Origin of the sequence: Hyphomicrobium sp., assembly GCF_035572195.1 — a bacterium.
GTDB lineage: Bacteria > Pseudomonadota > Alphaproteobacteria > Rhizobiales > Hyphomicrobiaceae > Hyphomicrobium_B.
In genome coordinates, this window is sequence record NZ_DATNBA010000050.1 from 1 (window position 1) to 17,372 (window position 17,372).

General features: G+C 60.0%; 17 protein-coding genes and 1 pseudogene. 9 read left to right on the top strand and 9 right to left on the bottom strand.

The window, feature by feature from the left end:
• Positions 1-190 (top strand): annotated as a pseudogene (locus tag VN623_RS04875) (L,D-transpeptidase); the annotation flags it as partial.
• A 226-nt stretch (positions 191-416) separates the two neighbouring features.
• Here the strand turns inward: VN623_RS04875 and VN623_RS04880 are convergent.
• Positions 417-674 (bottom strand): hypothetical protein, encoded by a 258-nt coding sequence (locus VN623_RS04880; protein ID WP_325568701.1) that lies wholly within the window; start codon positions 672-674, stop codon positions 417-419.
• Between the two features lie 444 nt (positions 675-1,118).
• Positions 1,119-1,556 (bottom strand): EamA family transporter, encoded by a 438-nt coding sequence (locus VN623_RS04885; RefSeq protein ID WP_325568704.1) that lies wholly within the window; start codon positions 1,554-1,556, stop codon positions 1,119-1,121.
• Between the two features lie 542 nt (positions 1,557-2,098).
• Here VN623_RS04885 and VN623_RS04890 point away from each other — a divergent pair.
• From VN623_RS04890 to VN623_RS04900, 3 genes are all read left to right on the top strand, one after another.
• Positions 2,099-3,784: an arylsulfatase gene (locus tag VN623_RS04890; protein ID WP_325568705.1), complete on the top strand. Its 1,686-nt coding sequence runs from the start codon at positions 2,099-2,101 to the stop codon at positions 3,782-3,784.
• Between the two features lie 313 nt (positions 3,785-4,097).
• Positions 4,098-4,940, top strand: coding sequence for a polysaccharide deacetylase family protein (locus VN623_RS04895; protein ID WP_325568707.1), 843 nt, complete (start codon positions 4,098-4,100; stop codon positions 4,938-4,940).
• A gap of 224 nt (positions 4,941-5,164) precedes the next feature.
• Complete coding sequence (locus VN623_RS04900; RefSeq protein ID WP_325568709.1) at positions 5,165-6,055, top strand: TIGR01459 family HAD-type hydrolase; 891 nt, start codon at positions 5,165-5,167, stop codon at positions 6,053-6,055.
• 28 nt (positions 6,056-6,083) lie between these two features.
• Here the strand turns inward: VN623_RS04900 and VN623_RS04905 are convergent, their stop codons facing one another.
• From VN623_RS04905 to mdoH, 3 genes are all read right to left on the bottom strand, one after another.
• A complete protein-coding gene (locus VN623_RS04905; protein ID WP_325568711.1) occupies positions 6,084-7,097 on the bottom strand; it encodes a hypothetical protein in 1,014 nt (337 codons plus the stop codon).
• 26 nt (positions 7,098-7,123) lie between these two features.
• Positions 7,124-7,801, bottom strand: a complete 678-nt coding sequence (locus VN623_RS04910) for an FkbM family methyltransferase (protein ID WP_325568712.1) — start codon at positions 7,799-7,801, stop codon at positions 7,124-7,126.
• A gap of 79 nt (positions 7,802-7,880) precedes the next feature.
• On the bottom strand, positions 7,881-9,704 hold the full coding sequence (gene mdoH / locus VN623_RS04915) for a glucans biosynthesis glucosyltransferase MdoH (protein ID WP_325568714.1): 1,824 nt from the start codon (positions 9,702-9,704) through the stop codon (positions 7,881-7,883).
• 20 nt (positions 9,705-9,724) lie between these two features.
• On the opposite strand from mdoH, the gene VN623_RS04920 reads away from it, so the two are divergent.
• From VN623_RS04920 to VN623_RS04935, 4 genes are read left to right on the top strand one after another with little or no spacing between them, the layout of a single operon-like run.
• Positions 9,725-10,762, top strand: a complete 1,038-nt coding sequence (locus VN623_RS04920; RefSeq protein ID WP_325568716.1) for a zinc-binding alcohol dehydrogenase — start codon at positions 9,725-9,727, stop codon at positions 10,760-10,762.
• Positions 10,763-10,770: 8 nt separating this feature from the next.
• Positions 10,771-11,175, top strand: a complete 405-nt coding sequence (locus VN623_RS04925; RefSeq protein ID WP_325568718.1) for a 6-carboxytetrahydropterin synthase — start codon at positions 10,771-10,773, stop codon at positions 11,173-11,175.
• Positions 11,168-12,214, top strand: a complete 1,047-nt coding sequence (locus VN623_RS04930) for a glycosyltransferase family 4 protein (RefSeq protein WP_325568720.1) — start codon at positions 11,168-11,170, stop codon at positions 12,212-12,214. The genes VN623_RS04925 and VN623_RS04930 overlap by 8 nt, the downstream gene beginning before the upstream one ends.
• Positions 12,211-13,044 carry a class I SAM-dependent methyltransferase gene (locus VN623_RS04935; RefSeq protein ID WP_325568722.1) on the top strand — a complete coding sequence of 278 codons (834 nt, stop codon included), beginning with the start codon at positions 12,211-12,213 and terminating at the stop codon, positions 13,042-13,044. Before VN623_RS04930 ends, VN623_RS04935 begins: the two co-directional genes overlap by 4 nt.
• A gap of 24 nt (positions 13,045-13,068) precedes the next feature.
• On the opposite strand, the gene VN623_RS04940 is transcribed toward VN623_RS04935, so the two are convergent.
• Positions 13,069-13,668 carry a cytochrome b gene (locus VN623_RS04940; RefSeq protein ID WP_325568724.1) on the bottom strand — a complete coding sequence of 200 codons (600 nt, stop codon included), beginning with the start codon at positions 13,666-13,668 and terminating at the stop codon, positions 13,069-13,071.
• 307 nt (positions 13,669-13,975) lie between these two features.
• Here VN623_RS04940 and VN623_RS04945 point away from each other — a divergent pair, with 307 nt between their 5' ends.
• The gene (locus VN623_RS04945) at positions 13,976-15,724 is read left to right on the top strand and encodes a glucan ABC transporter ATP-binding protein/ permease (RefSeq protein ID WP_325568726.1); all 1,749 of its coding nucleotides are present in this window, start codon (positions 13,976-13,978) and stop codon (positions 15,722-15,724) included.
• A gap of 23 nt (positions 15,725-15,747) precedes the next feature.
• Here the strand turns inward: VN623_RS04945 and VN623_RS04950 are convergent, their stop codons facing one another.
• From VN623_RS04950 to VN623_RS04960, 3 genes are all read right to left on the bottom strand, one after another.
• Positions 15,748-16,383 (bottom strand): GTP cyclohydrolase II, encoded by a 636-nt coding sequence (locus VN623_RS04950; protein ID WP_325568728.1) that lies wholly within the window; start codon positions 16,381-16,383, stop codon positions 15,748-15,750.
• 205 nt (positions 16,384-16,588) lie between these two features.
• The gene (locus tag VN623_RS04955; protein WP_325568730.1) at positions 16,589-17,020 is read right to left on the bottom strand and encodes a CoA-binding protein; all 432 of its coding nucleotides are present in this window, start codon (positions 17,018-17,020) and stop codon (positions 16,589-16,591) included.
• Positions 17,017-17,372 (bottom strand): VOC family protein (locus VN623_RS04960; protein WP_325568732.1); only part of this gene is annotated, 356 nt, incomplete at its 5' end. The genes VN623_RS04955 and VN623_RS04960, both read right to left, overlap by 4 nt.

The following is a 17,372-nucleotide window of genomic DNA, read 5'->3' on the forward strand; positions in this document are numbered from 1 at the left end:
GAGAGCCGACAACGCGCCTGTCCCTCAGGGCGACACGGCTTCTGCGGCGCTCGATCGAGTTGAGGTTGCAGACGATCTGCGCGAACGTATCGCCGAACTCGTATGGGTCGGAGCCCAAGTCATTGTGACCGACAACGCGCCCAGCGACGAGATGGGCCAGGGTTCCGACATCATCGTCTCAACGCATTAGCCTCAAACAAGCACTCACTATCTCTACAAAACCGACTCGAACTTGTCGTTCGGCTGAGCATGTGCGTAGACCGCCTCTATCATGTCTGCTGGGGCCCATCGCGTCATTTGACAGTTGTCCGCTCTCGGTGGCCTCGATGACATAATCACGACGTATCGGAACAGCGCCGACCTTGGATGACGGGACTTCCGATTTTTCTGCATTTCCGACATTGCAGCCACGAACTTCAGTCGACGCGATTTATATGCTTTTGACCTGCAAGCTTACTGAAAGTTGCTTTGTTGAAATCCAGTTCTTTGAAAAGCTTATTCTTGTCTGCAGGACGAAGTTTCTGCTCGGCGTCGGCGCAAAGTCTCGCCGTCTCCAACACAGTGTCGGTTGTCCTGTGCCAACTCGTATTGATCGCCTTTGCCCGATCTTGAATCGTATGCTCCTGACGCTGGCGGCGCCCCGTTTTCCCTCGCTCGCGAAAACGCAGCGCCATCGTCACTCATCCAGATCCCTGAAGCCAGCAGCGGACCACGCAAAGAGGTTGTTCCAGTTCGCCGGGAGCAAAAAAAACATCAACATGATTCACCGGCAAAAGTTTCCCAATGGAAAAACACGGTTCAGTAAAAGACACTCATTGTAAAATACGAATTTCAACATGAGTGACGCTAACGCACGGAATTTATTATATATTATCCGCGTTTCCACTTGCCCCACCCTGGACCTATTATGTTAGTCCGTGTTCGGATTATTTTGTCATGGGTGTCTTATCGGTCTCCTCAAGCAGGCAAAGACGCTGTCGAAGCGTCAGATCACGCTGAGCACTGCTCTCCTGCAGCAGACGCGCCATCCAGCGCGCAATCTCGCGATCTTCCTGCTATCGATCAAAGCTGGGCTACGCGCGAAGGAGTTTGCGTCGCTCACCTGGGACATAGCCGGCTCAACGCCAGGCGACGAGGACGACACCAGTCGCAATGAGGGCGATGCCAAGCCAGTTTGCAAGCCTCAGCTCTTCATTCAAAAAAGTGACGCCAAAGATGGCGACAAGAACAACGCTCAACTTATCGACGGGGGCTACGCGTGCCGCGTCTCCCAACTGCAAGGCACGGAAATAGCAAATCCATGATGCGCCGGTGGCGAGCCCGGAGAGAGCGAGAAAAAGATAGGTTCTCGGCGTGATCGAGTTGAGCGGCTGAAACAGCCCGCGCGCCGCAAGGATCGATGCGAGCACGACCAGGATGACGACCGTTCGAATAAATGTTGCAAGGTCGGAATTGATGTTGGCTACACCGATCTTAGCAAAAATCGCCGTGAGCGCGGCGAACACGGCGGACATCAGGGCCCAAATGATCCAGGTCGAATGCGGATGTATGGTCATTTGAGACAATTTCCTTCTTGGAAGAAAAGACTGTCAACTGAACGACAGCTAAACGACAGCACCACGGCTTATTTCTCCGAATATCCGATTGCAACGACCGCTGGGGTGGGCACGCCGAACAGTGCCTCGGCCCAACTCAGAGGCCGTTGCTTCTGCCGCTCGGCCGGTGGCAACGAGCTCTTACTATTATGACATCGGCACCTGCGGAATTAACCACCCCCAACTCAAAAGTCGTTTGACGGCGAATTGATGCAAGTGCACGATTAATTTAGATGGGACGGGCGCTACGGTTTCCGAAGGGAAGCCGATTATGCATTGTCGCGTGAAGTCTGAACCACTTGATTTCGATCTGCCGGGGGAATGCCTTCGCCAGGTCCAGCACTCGAACATTCCAACACACTTTTTACTCAATAGTTGAGACGTGCGCCCGTCGACACCTCGACGAGCCATGTCGGATTCCGTGCACCAAAAGATTAGCAAATTTAAACGTCCTGAGCACGCACTCGTGGAGGCTGAGACTTTGATAGAGAAAGGTCGAAACAATGCCTACCGGAGAAAAAGACTCGCAAGATCCGTCAACTGATATCGCGCTCAACCGGAGAAATGTTCTGCTCAGCAGCGCATCACTTATCGCACTGACCGCGACGGGAGCAACAACCGCTGAGGCACAGCAGCCCCAACCTGCAGCGCTGGCCCCCACCGGCAGCAAGCCCAACATCATCTTCATCATGGGTGACGACATTGGGTGGTTCAATATCGGAGCCTATCATCAGGGCATGATGGCCGGCCGGACGCCAAACCTGGATCGGCTGGCATCGGAAGGTATGCGGTTCACCGACTATTACGCGGAAGCAAGCTGCACCGCCGGCCGGGCGAACTTCATTACCGGCGAACTGCCAATCCGAACGGGCCTGACCACCGTCGGTCAGGCCGGTTCACCGATCGGTATTCCGGCACAGGCGGTAACGATAGCTACGGCTCTCAAGTCTATGGGCTATGCGACCGGCCAATTCGGCAAGAACCACCTCGGTGACCTGAATGAATTTCTGCCGACGGTGCACGGCTTCGACGAATTCTACGGTTATCTCTACCATCTCGACGCCATGGAAGACCCCGCGCATCCCAACTACCCGCAGAACCTCCTCGCCACCGTCGGCCCTCGCAACATGGTTCATAGCTGGGCGACGGACGTCGACGATCCGACGGAACAGCCGCGATGGGGTAAAATCGGCAAGCAGAAGATCGAAGACGCAGGCACGCTCTACCCGGAACGGATGAAGACGATCGACGACGAGATACTCAGCAATGCCCTCAAGTTTGTCGACAAGGCCAGGGCTGACAGCAAGCCCTTCTTCCTGTGGCTGAACCCAACGCGCATGCACGTGACGACGCATCTGTCCGACAAGTACGAGAAGATGCGGAATTCGGAGAATAGTTGGAGCGTGGAAGAAGCCGGAATGGCGCAGCTCGACGACATCGTCGGCTCCGTCATGACGTATGTGAAGAATAACAAACTTGATGGGAACACCATCATCGCCTTCTCCACTGACAACGGCACGGAAAACTTCACCTGGCCCGACGGAGGCCAGACACCCTTTGCCGGCGGCAAAGGAACCGGGCTCGACGGCGGCTTCCGTGTGCCGATGATCGTGAGTTGGCCGGGCGTGGTTCCGGCAGGCAAGGTCGAGAACGGCATCATGTCCGGCCTCGACTGGTTCCCGACCCTCGTCGCCGCAGCCGGCGACCCCAACATTGTCGACGAGTTGAAAGCGGGCAAACAAATAGGCGATACCACGTACAAGGTTCATCTCGACGGTTACAATCAGATGGACTTGCTCACCGGCAAGGGCCCATCGAAACGTCATGAAATCTACTACTTCACGGAAGGCACGCTCTCTGCCGTCCGCATCGACGATTACAAGTATCGGTTCACCGATCAGCCCGATGGCTGGATCGGCACGACCGTCAAGGTGGACATGCCAATCCTCATCAATCTCCGGCTCGATCCCTTCGAGCGCACGGGGTTTGCGAAAGGAGCGTACGGTTCCTACGAATATTTCAATTGGTTCCTCTATGAGTTTTGGCGCTTCCAGTTCGTTCAGAAGGAAGTTGCAAAATTGGCGCAGACCGCGATCGAATTCCCGCCCATGCAGAAGGGCGCCAGCTTCAATCTAGAGGCGGTGAAGGAACAGATCGCCAAGGCCATCGCTTCGCAGGCCGGCAAGTGAACTGGCTTGGCGCACGCCGGAGCTGAGCCCCCGGCGTGCGCTATTTCCCAGGGATGCTGAAGCGCGTCTGAAAGTGCTGGCGCGGAACGTCGGTACAAATCCGGCCTCCCGCCTCGCGCGCCGCTTCCATGACATCATGCTTACAAAATAGTATGCGCGCCTCGCTGGCGTGCGGCAGACCGCGCTTTGCCTAGCTCGCCGGAATCTCTAATGGTAACGCGGATCAATGACCGGCCAGCGGGCCGAGGGGCGGGGTAAGATGCGGGTGGCTCAAAAGTTGAGTTTTGTAGCCTGGGTTGGTTTGGCATCCGTCATGATCGCCGCGTCCCCGGCCTTGGCTGACGACGCATGCCCGGCGGGTACCCTCGGCGTCTCCCGAATTGTCGAAGTCGATACCACAGGCGGCCCTTGGTTCGGCGAACCTCACGGCGATCGCAATCTCCTTTCTCCGGGAGAAGTCGTTTTGACATTCGACGATGGGCCGTCGCCGAAGGACACGCGCACCATTCTGGCCGCGCTTGCCAAAGAGTGCACCAAGGCAACGTTCTTTGTTGTTGGCAGCATGGTCGTGCAACATCCGGACGTGCTGGCGGAGATTGCAAATCAGGGTCATACGATCGGGACGCACACCTGGTCGCACGCCAATCTCGCAGCCCTGCCGATTTCGCAAGCCACGCAGGAAATCGAGTCGGCCTTCAACGCCGCACAGAAGGCAAGCCCTACGCCGATCGCGCCTTTTTTCCGCTACCCCTACCTCAGCAGCAGCAAGCAAACCGTCGATTACCTTCGCAGTCGTAACATCGGCCAGTTCGCCGTCGACATAGATTCGCTTGACTGGCGAATCCACAATTCAAAAGCCCTCATCAACAAAGTCATGACCGGTCTCAAGGCGCGCGGGCGCGGCATCATATTGATGCACGACATTCACAAGTCGACCGCCGACGCGCTCCCCGAGTTGCTTTCCCAAATCAAGGCCGCAGGATTCAAAGTCGTGCAGTTGAAGCCGAAGGCGCAAGTCGAGATGATCGCCGACGTCGCCCCGCCGGTGACGCTGTCTCACGTCAAATCGGCCGTTCGCAGATTCAAGCATCAGCGAACCGTGTCGCGTGCAAAGAGGCCGGCACCGACGGAGGCAGGCTTCAAGACGATTTGGTAGGCCGGCGTAACCTAAGCAACGTGCCCGCAGCCAAGTCGATACCGGTGCGCGTGATGCAACGCCCATGATAGCCCGGCCTTGTGACTTGAACTGGGCTTGAATACCCGCTATCGCCTCAACGCGGCGTCAGTACTTTGACGCGCGGGCGTTGGTTATTTCGCTCCGGCAATCACGGTCCGCGCTTTCAAATTCTGCGCCGGCTCCATCCGACATGAGACGCTGCTTTGCAAACGACGTCGCGAACGTCAGACACGGTCCCTCCGATCCTGTCGCATGCCGGACCGCTCCTCGAGCGCTACGACGTCATTTTCTGTGACGTATGGGGTGTCGTGCACAACGGCGTTACGGCGTACGAAGGCGCTTGCCGTGCCCTCGAAACATTTCGCTCCGGCGGCGGCACCGTCATCCTCGTCTCAAACGCGCCGGTGCCGAAGCGTCGCGTCGCCGATATGCTCGAAAGCCGACATGTGCCCCAAGCTGCCTGGGACGACATTGTCTCGTCGGGCGACATCGCCCTCGCACACGTTCAGAAGCGCGGCTTTACGCGGCTCTATTGCATTGGTCCGCAGGATCGCGACCAGGCGCTGTTCGGAGCACTCAAAGCCCGGTCTGTTTCTCTCCAAGAGTCCGAAGCCATCATCTGCACTGGATTGACTGATGACCGGCATGAAAAGCCGGACGACTATCGAGGGCTGCTCGAAGAAGCACTGACACTGCGGCTGCCGTTCGTGTGTGCCAATCCCGACCTCGTCGTCGACGTCGGCGGAACGCTGCTCTACTGCGCGGGCGCCATCGCCGATCTCTACGCGCATATGGGGGGCGCCGTGTACTGGGCAGGCAAGCCCCACCTCAATTCCTACGAGACTGCGCACCACCGCGCCGAGGCACTTCGAGATGAAAACGTCCCGCGCGGCAAAATTCTTATCATCGGCGACTCTTTGCGCACCGACATGAAGGGCGCGGAAACGTTCGGCTCGGATGCCCTATTCATTGCATCCGGCATCCATCGGCACGAAACCATGGACGGCATCAGTCTCTCGGCGAAGGGGCTCGCGGATCTTTTTGTCCCGGGTTCGCCACCGGCGATCGCCGCGATGGCTGAGCTTCGTTGGTAGAAGCCAGGGCTTCGATCAGCGCTCCCGCCTATTGCGGTTTAGTGATCGGCAAAGCCGGCGGCGGTTCGCTCTTCGGCCGTTTTGGATAGGGCCCGTCCGAGAAACTGTTGAATACGATATCGGGCGACGCCGTGTTGTGCTGTGACGGCGTCAGACGGCCGATCCAGATATCGGTCGCATGCGCGCTATCGAACTTCATGATGTTGTCTTCCCGCCAGCCCTTGGCGCCCTGCTCGCGAACCGCAATGCGGGCGGTATCGTTGTTGAATTCCGTAATGTACATCGACCGCAGCATGGCGAACGGGCCACCGCTGATGCCCTTGTCGAAGGAAACGTCGAGCGCCAGCCTGTTGGTATCGGCCTTCACCATTTTCACGGTCGCCGATCCGCCCTTCTCGAACGTCAGCGAGAACGCCCGCGTCTTGGGATCGAACGTCACCTCGTTGATCTTCACGAGCGGCCGGCCATCGTGCTCAATGGGCCCCACGAGAAACGACGATCCGTACGGCGTGTTGCGCATATTGAGCGGCGTCATCGGACGCGGACGCCAGTAGCCGTCCTGCGGATACAGAACCAGAACTTCCTCGGCTCCGTCCGTTCTGCGCAACCAAACCTGCAACAAGTGGATACCCTTCTCGACGTGATCGCCTATCCGCACGGTTGCGTTGGAGGGCCGCCAGAACGCGGGATACCGATAGCCAACGATCCACAGTGCCGTGTCCTCGTAAAGCGTCAATTTTTTCGGCTCGCCAGGTGCCTTGTAATTCGGGTCCGCCGACATATCGCACGCCGTCCAGTCTGCCTCGAAATTATCGCGCATGCCGGCAGACAGATAGACGGGATGCGCCGCCTCGATGCGGAACGAACGCACGTTCTTGTTGGCGAACGAGACCGCAACGTTGTCCTTTTCGGCGCAAAGCACCGGCTCGCTTTGGTTCTTCACCTCGACGGCCAACCCATCGAGCGATGCAGCATTCGCCTGAACAACGGCCGAAACAGCGAAAATAAACGTAGCGGCGATCAGTCGAAGGCAATGCGGCATCTGGAAGTGCTCCGATATGCGTTGGGTTACTTTAGCTGCAACCGAAGCGCGGCATAGACATCGCCGGAATTCGCTTCGTGCGGCAGGGTGCCGATGTGCTCTTTCATTGTCGCTGCCGGAAGCCAGTGATCGAAGGTCAATCTCTGGCTCTCGCCCAGCGCGACGTTGTAGCGGTAGTCGCCGAGCAGCGACAGCCGCTCAAAGCATGCCATCGCCACATCGCGGGCGATGGTTGTAAACTCGAACGAGAGTTTGCCGACGGGATGAGAAAGGCCGCGCAGCACCGAGTCCTCGGAGCCCTCGGTGTCGATCTTGACGAACGACGGTGTCCCGTAGCGGGCGATAAGGGCGTCGAGCGTCACGGCATCGACGCGCATCTGATCATCCCAGTTCTGGCCTTCCCATCCGGCAGCCCCGCTGGCGCTACGCAGAAACGCCTCCGAGGTCGTCGAAACCGTCGGATTTTCCGTGTTGATGTGAAGCGCCAGCCTGTCCGCCCTGGCGCCGGCTGCCCGGCCGACGATTTCGACCAATGGATCGCTGCCATGAATGTGCCCCAGCGCGCTGACCAGCAGCGGTTGCGGCTCGACCGCCACGACGCGCGCACCAAGTCGGCGGAACGACGACACGCGGTCGCCGGTATGGGCACCGATATCGAAGACGAGATCACCTGGTTCAACGAAGTTCCGATAAAGCGCGTCCATCCGCTCCTTTGGCGCGTCCGGCCCGTGATAGAGCCGCAACGAACGAAATACGCCTTGAAGCCCCCGCGAAGCCATCACGTCAGGACCCGGCGCTCGACGACTGCACGGCGCCAATCTCAAGGGGTGTTATGAAATCTTCCGGTATTCCTGCAAGACCATGCCGGCGCAAGAACCGGCCGGCGGCGGGGCTGGCCGTCAGCACCGCGAACGGAACGGCAAGCAGGAAACCCGACGTCACCGGCAAACTCCACAACAGGATCATTGGAGAGATGATCGCAAGTGAGAGGCAGACCGCAAGCCCAAACAGAAGTTGCGGCCAGAGCACCGACAGTGCGTCCGTCCACGTCACGCCTTCGACATCGCGCCGCTGACCACTCCAACTCGTCGATTTACCGAACACAAGTCCCAACATGAAGATCGACGTGCGTATCGTCGAAAGGCCGCTCAGCAGGAACGAAAACACGATCTCGATGACGGCACTCGCCGCGAAACGCAGCGGTCCGCCAAAGCGCTGCACCTCACCCGGTGTCGAAACCGCGTCGATGATCGCAGCGAGTTTCGGCGTCAAATACATCAGCAGGAGGAGCAGATAGAGCGCCTTCGCCGAAGCCAATGGGAATTCGGCAAAGCTCTGCGCGCCAGCCGCAGCGAACGGCAGCAGCACGATGAGCAGCGTCCACGCGGGCACGACGACGAACATCAAAATGGCCCACAAAAGCTGGAACCGGCTGACGGGCTGCAATCCGGCAAGACCAAGTAGCTTCAGATACTGCATGTTTCCCTGGCACCAGCGCACGTCGCGCCGGCCGAATTCGAGCGCATCCGGCGGATTATCCTCGTAGGAACCGCACTCGACCGGCATTACGCGAACTTCGAAACCGGCACGGCGCATTAGCACCGCTTCGACCTGATCGTGCGAGAGCAGATCGCCGCCGAGCGGCGGCTTACCGGAAAGCGCCGGCAGCACGCAGTGCTCGGCGAACGGCGCGATGCGGATAAGCGCATTGTGGCCCCAGAACGGCCCACAATCGCCGGTCCACCACGCCTGCCCCATGGTATAGGTCCGCATGCCGAGCCGCATGCCGAATTGAAAGATGCGGGCGAACGCCGATGATGACGGCGTGCCGACGACGAGGCTCTGCAAGATACCGAGCTTCGGATAGGCCTGCATGACGCGCACGAGTTCGATGATGGCAGGCCCGGTCATCAAGCTGTCGGCGTCGAGCGGCAACATCAGCTCGAAGCCGTCGCCCCACCGGATGCAGAAGTCGCGCACGTTGCCGGCTTTGAAGCCTGAGTTTTCGTTTCGGCGGCGATAGACGATGCGAGCGCGGTCAGGGTCTTCCGCACGCCAATCCGCAATCGCCTCTTCTTCTTGCCACGCAACTTCGTCGTTATCGGTATCGCTCAGAACGAAATATGAAAAACACGCGCCTTTTCCGGTCGCGTCGAGACTGGCCTTTACCGTCCTGAGACGCAGCAAGGCGCGAGCCGGGTCCTCGTTCCGCAACGTCATCAAAACTGCCGTCTTAACCGTAAGTGACCCCGGCGATTTGCGACGAGAGAGAAACGGCGCGACGTCGCGCAAACCTCGCCTAAGGTGGCGGAGCTGCCAAAGACCGATCGTGGCGTTCCAAAAGCCGAGTACCGTCCACGGCGTACCGAAGGCGACGCACACCAGGAGCGCCACGGTGAGCGGCGTCCACCCGCCCGCAGAAAGGATCGCGCCCGCCCAAAAGAGCAACAACATCCAGGTCGCGACGTTCAACACGAGAAAGGTCAACCGCCGCGCGTTAAGCGTGGCAATTGCTTGTAAGCCCGCCGGTGTCGTAAGGCTTGGGCCCTCCGCGACGAGTCCGGGGACAAGCTCGGACACGGCTTCGCGCTCGACGTCGACCGTCATGACAGGTTCAGTTCTTCGCAATGAGTGACCAGCGCAACGCCCTCGATCCCAACAGCCCGCTGATACGCCGCAGCCAAGGCCAGATCGTGGTCGCCCGTGGGCTCTGGCACGTCAAGCCTGGGCAGGCGGAATTCCGGACCGAGCGTCTGCCCCCGCTTTCGCCCGGCGAAGCCCGCGTCACGACCGAATATTCCGCGATCAGCCGCGGCACCGAACGACTTGTCGCACTCGGACTAGTGCCGGAAAGCGAATGGTCACGTATGCGCGCGCCCCTGCAGATGGGAGATTTTCCGTTCCCGATCAAGTACGGCTATTCTGCGGCCGGCACCGTTACGGCGGGGCGCGACCAATTGATCGGCCAGCGCGTCTTTGCATTGCATCCGCATCAAGATCATTTTCAGGTCGCCGAAAAGCTCCTGTTGCGCATTCCGGCGGATGTGCCGTCGAGGCGGGCGGTGCTTGCAGCCAATATGGAAACGGCCCTCAATGCCCATTGGGACGCGGGTACGGCGCCAGGCGACCGCATTCTGATCGTCGGAGCCGGTATCATAGGGCTCTTGGTCGCCCACCTCGCCCAGCGCATCGCCGGAACCGATGTGACGATCACCGATATCGATCCGGCCCGCGCCCGCTACGCTGAAGCGCTCGGCGTGAAATTCGCCGCTCCGGGCGATAGTCCATCCGAGAACCAGATCGTCTTTCACGCGAGCGCGACCGGCGCCGGACTTGAAACGGCTATCAACGCCTGCGCGTTCGAAGCCTGCATCGTCGAACTCAGCTGGTACGGAAAAACTCCCGTGACGGTAAACCTCGGCGGCGCATTCCACAGCCGGCGCCTGAAGATCATCGCATCGCAAGTGGGTCACGTCGCGCCGCTCCGGCGCGGTCAGGTCAACCACCATCAGCGACTGGAGCGCGCCATCGCGATGCTCGACGACCCGGCTCTTGATATACTCGTCGCGGATGCCGTCCCGTTCGCGGAATTGCCGGAGGCAATGACGCGCATTTGGTCGTCCACCGCCCTGCCGCCCGTCGTCAGCTATCAACCCGTTAAGTGAAAGAGCCAATGTTCTCAGTCGAAGTTCGTGACCGCATCATGATTGCACATTCTCTGCCCGATCCTGCGTTTGGACCGGCGCAGAACATGCACGGCGCGACTTTTGTCGTGGACGTTGCTTTCTTCCGCGAGGAACTCACACGCCACAACATCGTTGTCGATATCGCAGCCGCGCTCGAAGTTCTCGGCAATATTCTAAGGCCGATCGGATATCAAAATCTGGACATTTTACCGCAATTCAAGGGGGAGCTCACGACGACCGAGTTTCTCTGCAAGTATATCTTCGATAAGTTCGTCGACGCGGCCGCCTCCGGTGCTCTTGGACCGGACGGCAAAAGTCTTGCACGCCTCCGCGTCACGCTTTCCGAAACCGATCTTGCCCGCGCCAGCTACGAGGGACCCATCCGTGGCTGACGCCATCTTCGCCATTCCCGGAGATTTGAAAAGCCCGACCGGCGGATATGCCTATGACCGCCGCGTGATGGAAATTCTGCCCGATTTCGGCGTGCCCGTCTCGGTGCTGTCGTTGCCCGGCTCGTTTCCGAATCCCACCGCCAGCGACATCGCCAAGACAAGCCGGCTCCTCAAGACAAAATCCCCAGACGCCGTACTCGTCGTCGACGGCCTGGCGTTCGGCGCCTTTCCGGACACTATTCTCGCCGAGCTCGAAGGCCGCGTCATTGCCCTCGTTCACCATCCCCTGTTCCTGGAGACGGGACTTCCCCACGCGCGCAAGGTCGAATTGAAAGAGCGGGAGCAAAAGGCACTGCAGCGCGCCAACCATGTCGTCGTGACGAGCCGGGCGACGAGACGCATCCTTGCCGAAAGCATGGGTCTCGCCTCGACGAAGGTGACGGTCGCCGAGCCCGGCACAGATCCTGCTCAGCGAGCGACCGGAACCGGCGCGCCTCTGCAAATTCTATCGGTCGGCGCTGTTCTGCCGCGCAAAGGCTATCATCTGCTTGTCGAGGCTTTAGCACCGCTGAAGGACATCGATTGGCGGCTGACGATCGCTGGCGCAACCGATCGTCATGATGAGGCCGTCGAGACACTACAGAAAGCCATCCGCACGCACCGTCTCGAAGATCGCGTCACGGTTGCCGGCAAGGTCGTCCCGGCGACGCTCGATCACTACTACGAAAGCACCGACCTTTTCGTCTCGGCCTCGCTCTTCGAAGGCTACGGCATGGTTCTCGCCGAAGCCATGGCGCGGGGCTTGCCGATGGTGCTCGCCGCCGGCGGCGCGGCCGCCGATACCGCAGGCGAAGCGGCGGCCCTTCACGTCGAAGCCGGCAACGTCGGCGAACTCACGATCGCCCTGCGCCGCGCATTGACCGACAAGAAGCTCCGCGACCGCCTCGCAGACGCATCCTGGGAGGCCGGTCGCACGCTGCCGACGTGGCACGAGACATCGCGGCGCATCGCAGCAGTCATCCTTGGGTTACTCCCGTGAACAACTTTTCGCCCGAGTGGCTGGACTTGCGCGAGGCGGCCGACCGGCGCGCCCGCAGCCGCGAGATCGCAAATGCCGTTTCGGCGCGCTTTGCGCTTCGCGACGAACTTCGCATTGTAGACTTGGGCTCCGGCACCGGCGCCAATCTGCGCGCCACGGCCTCGCTGCTACCGAGCCGGCAAGCGTGGACGCTCGTAGATAACGATCCCGAATTGTCGGAGGCAGCAAAGGTCAAGCTCAGCCGCTGGGCCGACGCGTCGGAGCGCAACGGCGAGACCTTACATCTCAAAAAGGGGGACCGCGAAATTACCGTGACCTTCGCGACCGCCGACCTTGCGAATTGTCAAACCGCGCTACTGGATGACGCTCCACATCTCGTTACAGCTTCGGCGTTCTTCGATCTGGTGTCGGAAGATTTCATCCGCAAGCTCGCCAAAGCCGTGATGAACAGCGGGGCCGCATTTTACGCGGCGCTGACGTACAACGGCCTGCACAAATGGACCCCCCACCGGCCGGCCGACAACCAGATGATCGCGGCGTTCCACCGCCATCAGATGCAAGACAAGGGGTTCGGGCCTGCGGTGGGGCCGCTGGCCGCAAGCCAACTCGCCGATCAGTTTCGCCTCAACGGCTATCTGGTGCTTGAAGGCGAAAGCCCCTGGCAGCTCGAGCGCGGCGACCGCATGCTGATCGACGAACTCGTCCGCGGACACGCCGTCGCAGTGACCGAGACAGGCGCTGTCGACGCCAAAACGGTCGTCTCCTGGATCAATGTCTCGCGCGCAGCCGCACTCGTCGGCCACACCGACACGTTCGCCGTTCCGGCGTAACGTTGCCAAGGCATACCGTCGGCATCAGACGATTTTGTTCGGCAGCATCCGCTCGACGACGCGATCCTTGCGAATGAATTTATGGTAGATCGCCGCGAGAATATGCAGGGTGACGAAGGCGAGGATCAGGAACGCGCCCGTCTCGTGCCATTCGAAAATCTCTTTCGACATATCCATGTTCTTTTCGGTGAGTGCCGGCAGCGGTATGCCGAACACCTCGAGATAGCGGCCGTAGGAAATCGCCAGATATCCTGCGATGGGAACCGCGATCAGCAACAGGTAGAGCATCCAATGGACGAGATGACTTACGCCGGTCAGGGCCGCAGGCACGGAGGGGTCCGGTCGCGGCGCGCCCTGCGTCAGTCGATAAAGAAGGCGCACGACGATGAGCAGAAATATCGTCAGCCCAATCAGCTTGTGTGAGCTATAGAGAACGCCGGTCAGAGCATCGAATATGCCTTTGACCGTCTCGCCTTTTTCGTTGACCGTGATCATCTCGTTGCCGCGATAGCTCATATAAAGGCCGAGCGGCAGCTGGATGAAAACGAGGAAGGCGATCAGCCAATGCAGCGCCCTCGCGGTCGGCGTGTAGGTAGGAAGGGCGTATCTTCGATCTTGGGCCATTGCGTCAGCCTCGCCGTTGATGCCTCAGGGCACAATCGAACAGCACGCCACCATCGTCAAGAATATGCGAGCAGAGCGCCTCATCCATGCCACCGACCGGCATGACCAGAACATGAATGTCGGTTTTTCGTGATGTCATGTAGAGCTACATGTATAGAGGCGCGGCGCTGAATAGTGACTGAGTCACATCGGTCGATAGACGAGGGCTCCGAACAATCGAGCAGACAGTATCAAAATGCGACGGCCCGCTCGCGTGGGACATCCGTAAAATGCTGTCGACCGCCGTGAGGTTCCCGCAGTGGCGTCGATGAGCCTTCTCCAAATTTACAAGCGTGCGCTCGGCCTGCTCGCGCCCGAAAAATATCTGGCGATCGGCTTGGCGGCCGCGGGCGTCGTCATAGCTGCGACACAACTCGCCGAGCCCATACTATTCGGCCGTGTGGTCGATGCATTAAGCAAAGGCGAAAACGCATTTGGCTACATCGGCCTCTGGGCACTGCTCGGGCTTTTTGGAATCGTCGCGGGCGTTGTCGTCGGCATCAACGCAGACCGGCTGGCGCATCGCCAAAAACAGGCGCAGCTCGTCAGCGTGTTCGAAAGTACGATCGCACTTCCACAACGCTTGCACGCCGCGCGGGGATCAGGCGCAACCATCCGCACCATTCTCGCCGGAACAAGCGCGTTATTCTGGTTGTGGCTCGGCGCAATGCGCGATCAGGTCAGCGCTCTTTTCGGCATCCTATTGCTCATTCCCACCGCCATCGGCATGGACCCGAGGATGGCGGCAATCCTACTTCTACTCGCCGCCGCCTATACCCTCATGAACGTCTTCGTGATGCGAAAAACTTCGGTGGGGCAGGCGGCGGTCGAAAGCCATGAGTCGGCACTATCGAGCCGTGTCGTCGATGTCGTCGGCAATGTGATGATCGTGCAGAGCTACGCACGCCTGCGGCTTGAGGCGGACGCTTTGCGCGAAGTTTCGAGCGGCCTGCTGACGGCGCAATACCCGGTCGTAACCTGGTGGGGCGTGCTGACGGTCATGCAGCGCTCAGCCGCGACCTTGACCATGGTCGCGATCTTCAGCGCCGGCGCGGTCCTCGCCGGTCGTGGCGAACTCTCCGTCGGCGAGATCGTTAGTTTCGTGGCGTTCGCGTCGCTTCTGATCAGCCGGCTCGACCAGCTTTCAAGCTTCGTCGTGCGTGTTCACCAGCAGGCCCCTGCCCTCACGGGACTTTTTGCGTTAATTGACGAAGCCGCCGGCGACGGTGAGAAGCCCGGCTCGACGCCGCTCCAAACCGTTGCCGGTACGGTCACATTCGACAACGTCACGTTCCGTTATGACAGCGGCCCGCAAGGCGTCAGCGACGTTTCCTTCAAGGCTAATGCGGGCGAAACGACTGCGATCGTCGGGCCGACCGGATCTGGCAAGTCAACGATGATCGCCCTTCTGCAGCGCTTCCTGACGCCGGACGCGGGCAAGATCACCATCGACGGACGCGACATCGCGGGCGTGACGCTGCGATCGCTGCGCACCGCCATTGCCGTCGTCTTTCAGGATGCCGGCCTCTTCAATCGCTCGATCGGGGACAACATCCGCATCGGAAGACCCGACGCAACGGACGCGGAAGTCGAACACGCAGCGCGGCTCGCGGAGGCTCATGATTTCATCACCCGAAAACCCGGCGGCTATGACTTCATGATCGGGGAGCGCGGCGCCTCACTGTCCGGCGGCGAGCGCCAGCGCATCGCCATCGCCCGCGCCATCTTGAAGGACGCGCCAATCCTGATCCTTGATGAGGCAACGAGCGCGCTCGATTCCGAGACGGAGGCCAAGATCAAACGCGCCCTCGACACACTCCGCAGCGGCCGCACGACGTTCGTCATTGCGCACCGCTTGTCGACGGTGGCCGATGCCGATCAGATTCTCGTTCTGGATCACGGACGCATCGTCGAACGCGGACGGTTCGAAGAGCTTGCGGCAGGAGATGGACTGTTTGCGCGGCTGGTCGCCGAGGGCGGCTTCACGGTTCCGAAGACAACGGAAACGGCCCGCTAGCGAGGCCAAAATGCGTCAACGCATCAGAGCTTGTGCGCCATCCGGGCGCGCTTCGTGTCGAGATAGCGCTTGTTGAATTTATTCGGCGCGACAACCAGCGGCAAACGCTCGGCAACGCGAATACCGTGCGCCTTCAACGCCTGCTCTTTCGCCGGGTTGTTCGACAAGAGCTTGATCTCCGCCATGCCGAGATCGCACAGTACGCGCGCCGCCAACGCGTAGTCGCGACTGTCGATCGGCGCACCAACCTCAATGTTGGCTTCGACGGTATCCAAACCCTGATCTTGCAGCGCGTAGGCCTGGATCTTTTTGAAGAGGCCGATGCCGCGACCCTCGTGATAGGGCACGTAGATGATGGCACCGTAGGGGGCCTCGGTAATGACCTTCAACGCCGCCTGAAGCTGCTGATAGCAATCGCAACGCAGCGAATGGAAAATATCGCCCGTAACGCAGCCCGAGTGCACGCGCACGATAGGCATCGACCCGTTCATCGCCTTCGGATCGCGATGCACGAGGACCAGAACCTGCTCCTCGTCCGTCTCGCCCTGATACGCGTGCGCTTCGAGCACAAGCTCGCGGCCCTGAAACGCGATGGGAAGGATTGTTTCGACAGACCAGTCTGCTGGCAAAGTCACCGACGTTAATGCACCCGACTTCATATTGGCTCCGGGGGTTCTTCAGAACATATGAACCATTCGCGATGGGAACGCAAAGTGTAGCGCCGCCTTACGGACGTCGTGTTCCTAGGAGAACAGGTTACGCCCGGTTGCTGAAGATGGGCATGAATTCATCGCATGAATAGGACGTCAGGATGACGCGGGCGCACATCGCGCTGCAGAGGGCGATATCTCTGTTAACGTGTTCTCACATCAATCGAGAGAACTCGATCTTCGGACAGCGGTCCATTACCACCGTAAACCCGCATGCCCGCGCCTCGGCGGCAGCAGCCTCGTTGATGACGCCAAGCTGCATCCACACGACGCTGGCTTTAAGCGTGTCCTTTGCCGCGATCGCCTCCCGCACGACCTGCAACGCCGCCTCGGGTGCCCGGAAAATGTCGATGACGTCGGCGGGCGGCGGAATGGCGGCAAGATTTGAATAAACCTCCTGGCCGTGAATTGTTTGTCCGGCAACGCCCGGGTTTACCGGCCGCACGCCATACCCCTGGTTCAAGAGAAACCGCATGACGCCGTAACTCGGCCGTTCGGGCTTTGCACTTGCGCCGACGACCGCAAAAATTCTGACGCGCCTCAGGATCGCCCGGACGTCGTCGTCGCTCAATCCATCGATCGTCATGTCGTGGGCGCAGGGAGCGTCACGCGCCCGGCCTCATCAAGCGGCATGAAGGGATTGTAGGCGACTTCCCATATGTGCCCGTCCGGGTCGGCAAAATAGCCGGAGTATCCACCCCAGAAGGCTTTCTTACCGGGCTTGAGGAGCTTGGCGCCGGCCGCTACGGCCTCTGCCAGAACGCTATCGACGTCTGCCTCCGTTCGTACGTTGTGCGCCAGGGCAACGCCTGAAAACCCTGGCTCATCGGCCGCGATCCCGGCGTCTTCAGCAAGCGCCTGGCGGCCAAAAATTGCCAGCACGGCGCCCCCGGCGTCGAAGAATGCAATATCAGCCTGACTGGCGGACGATGCCCTGA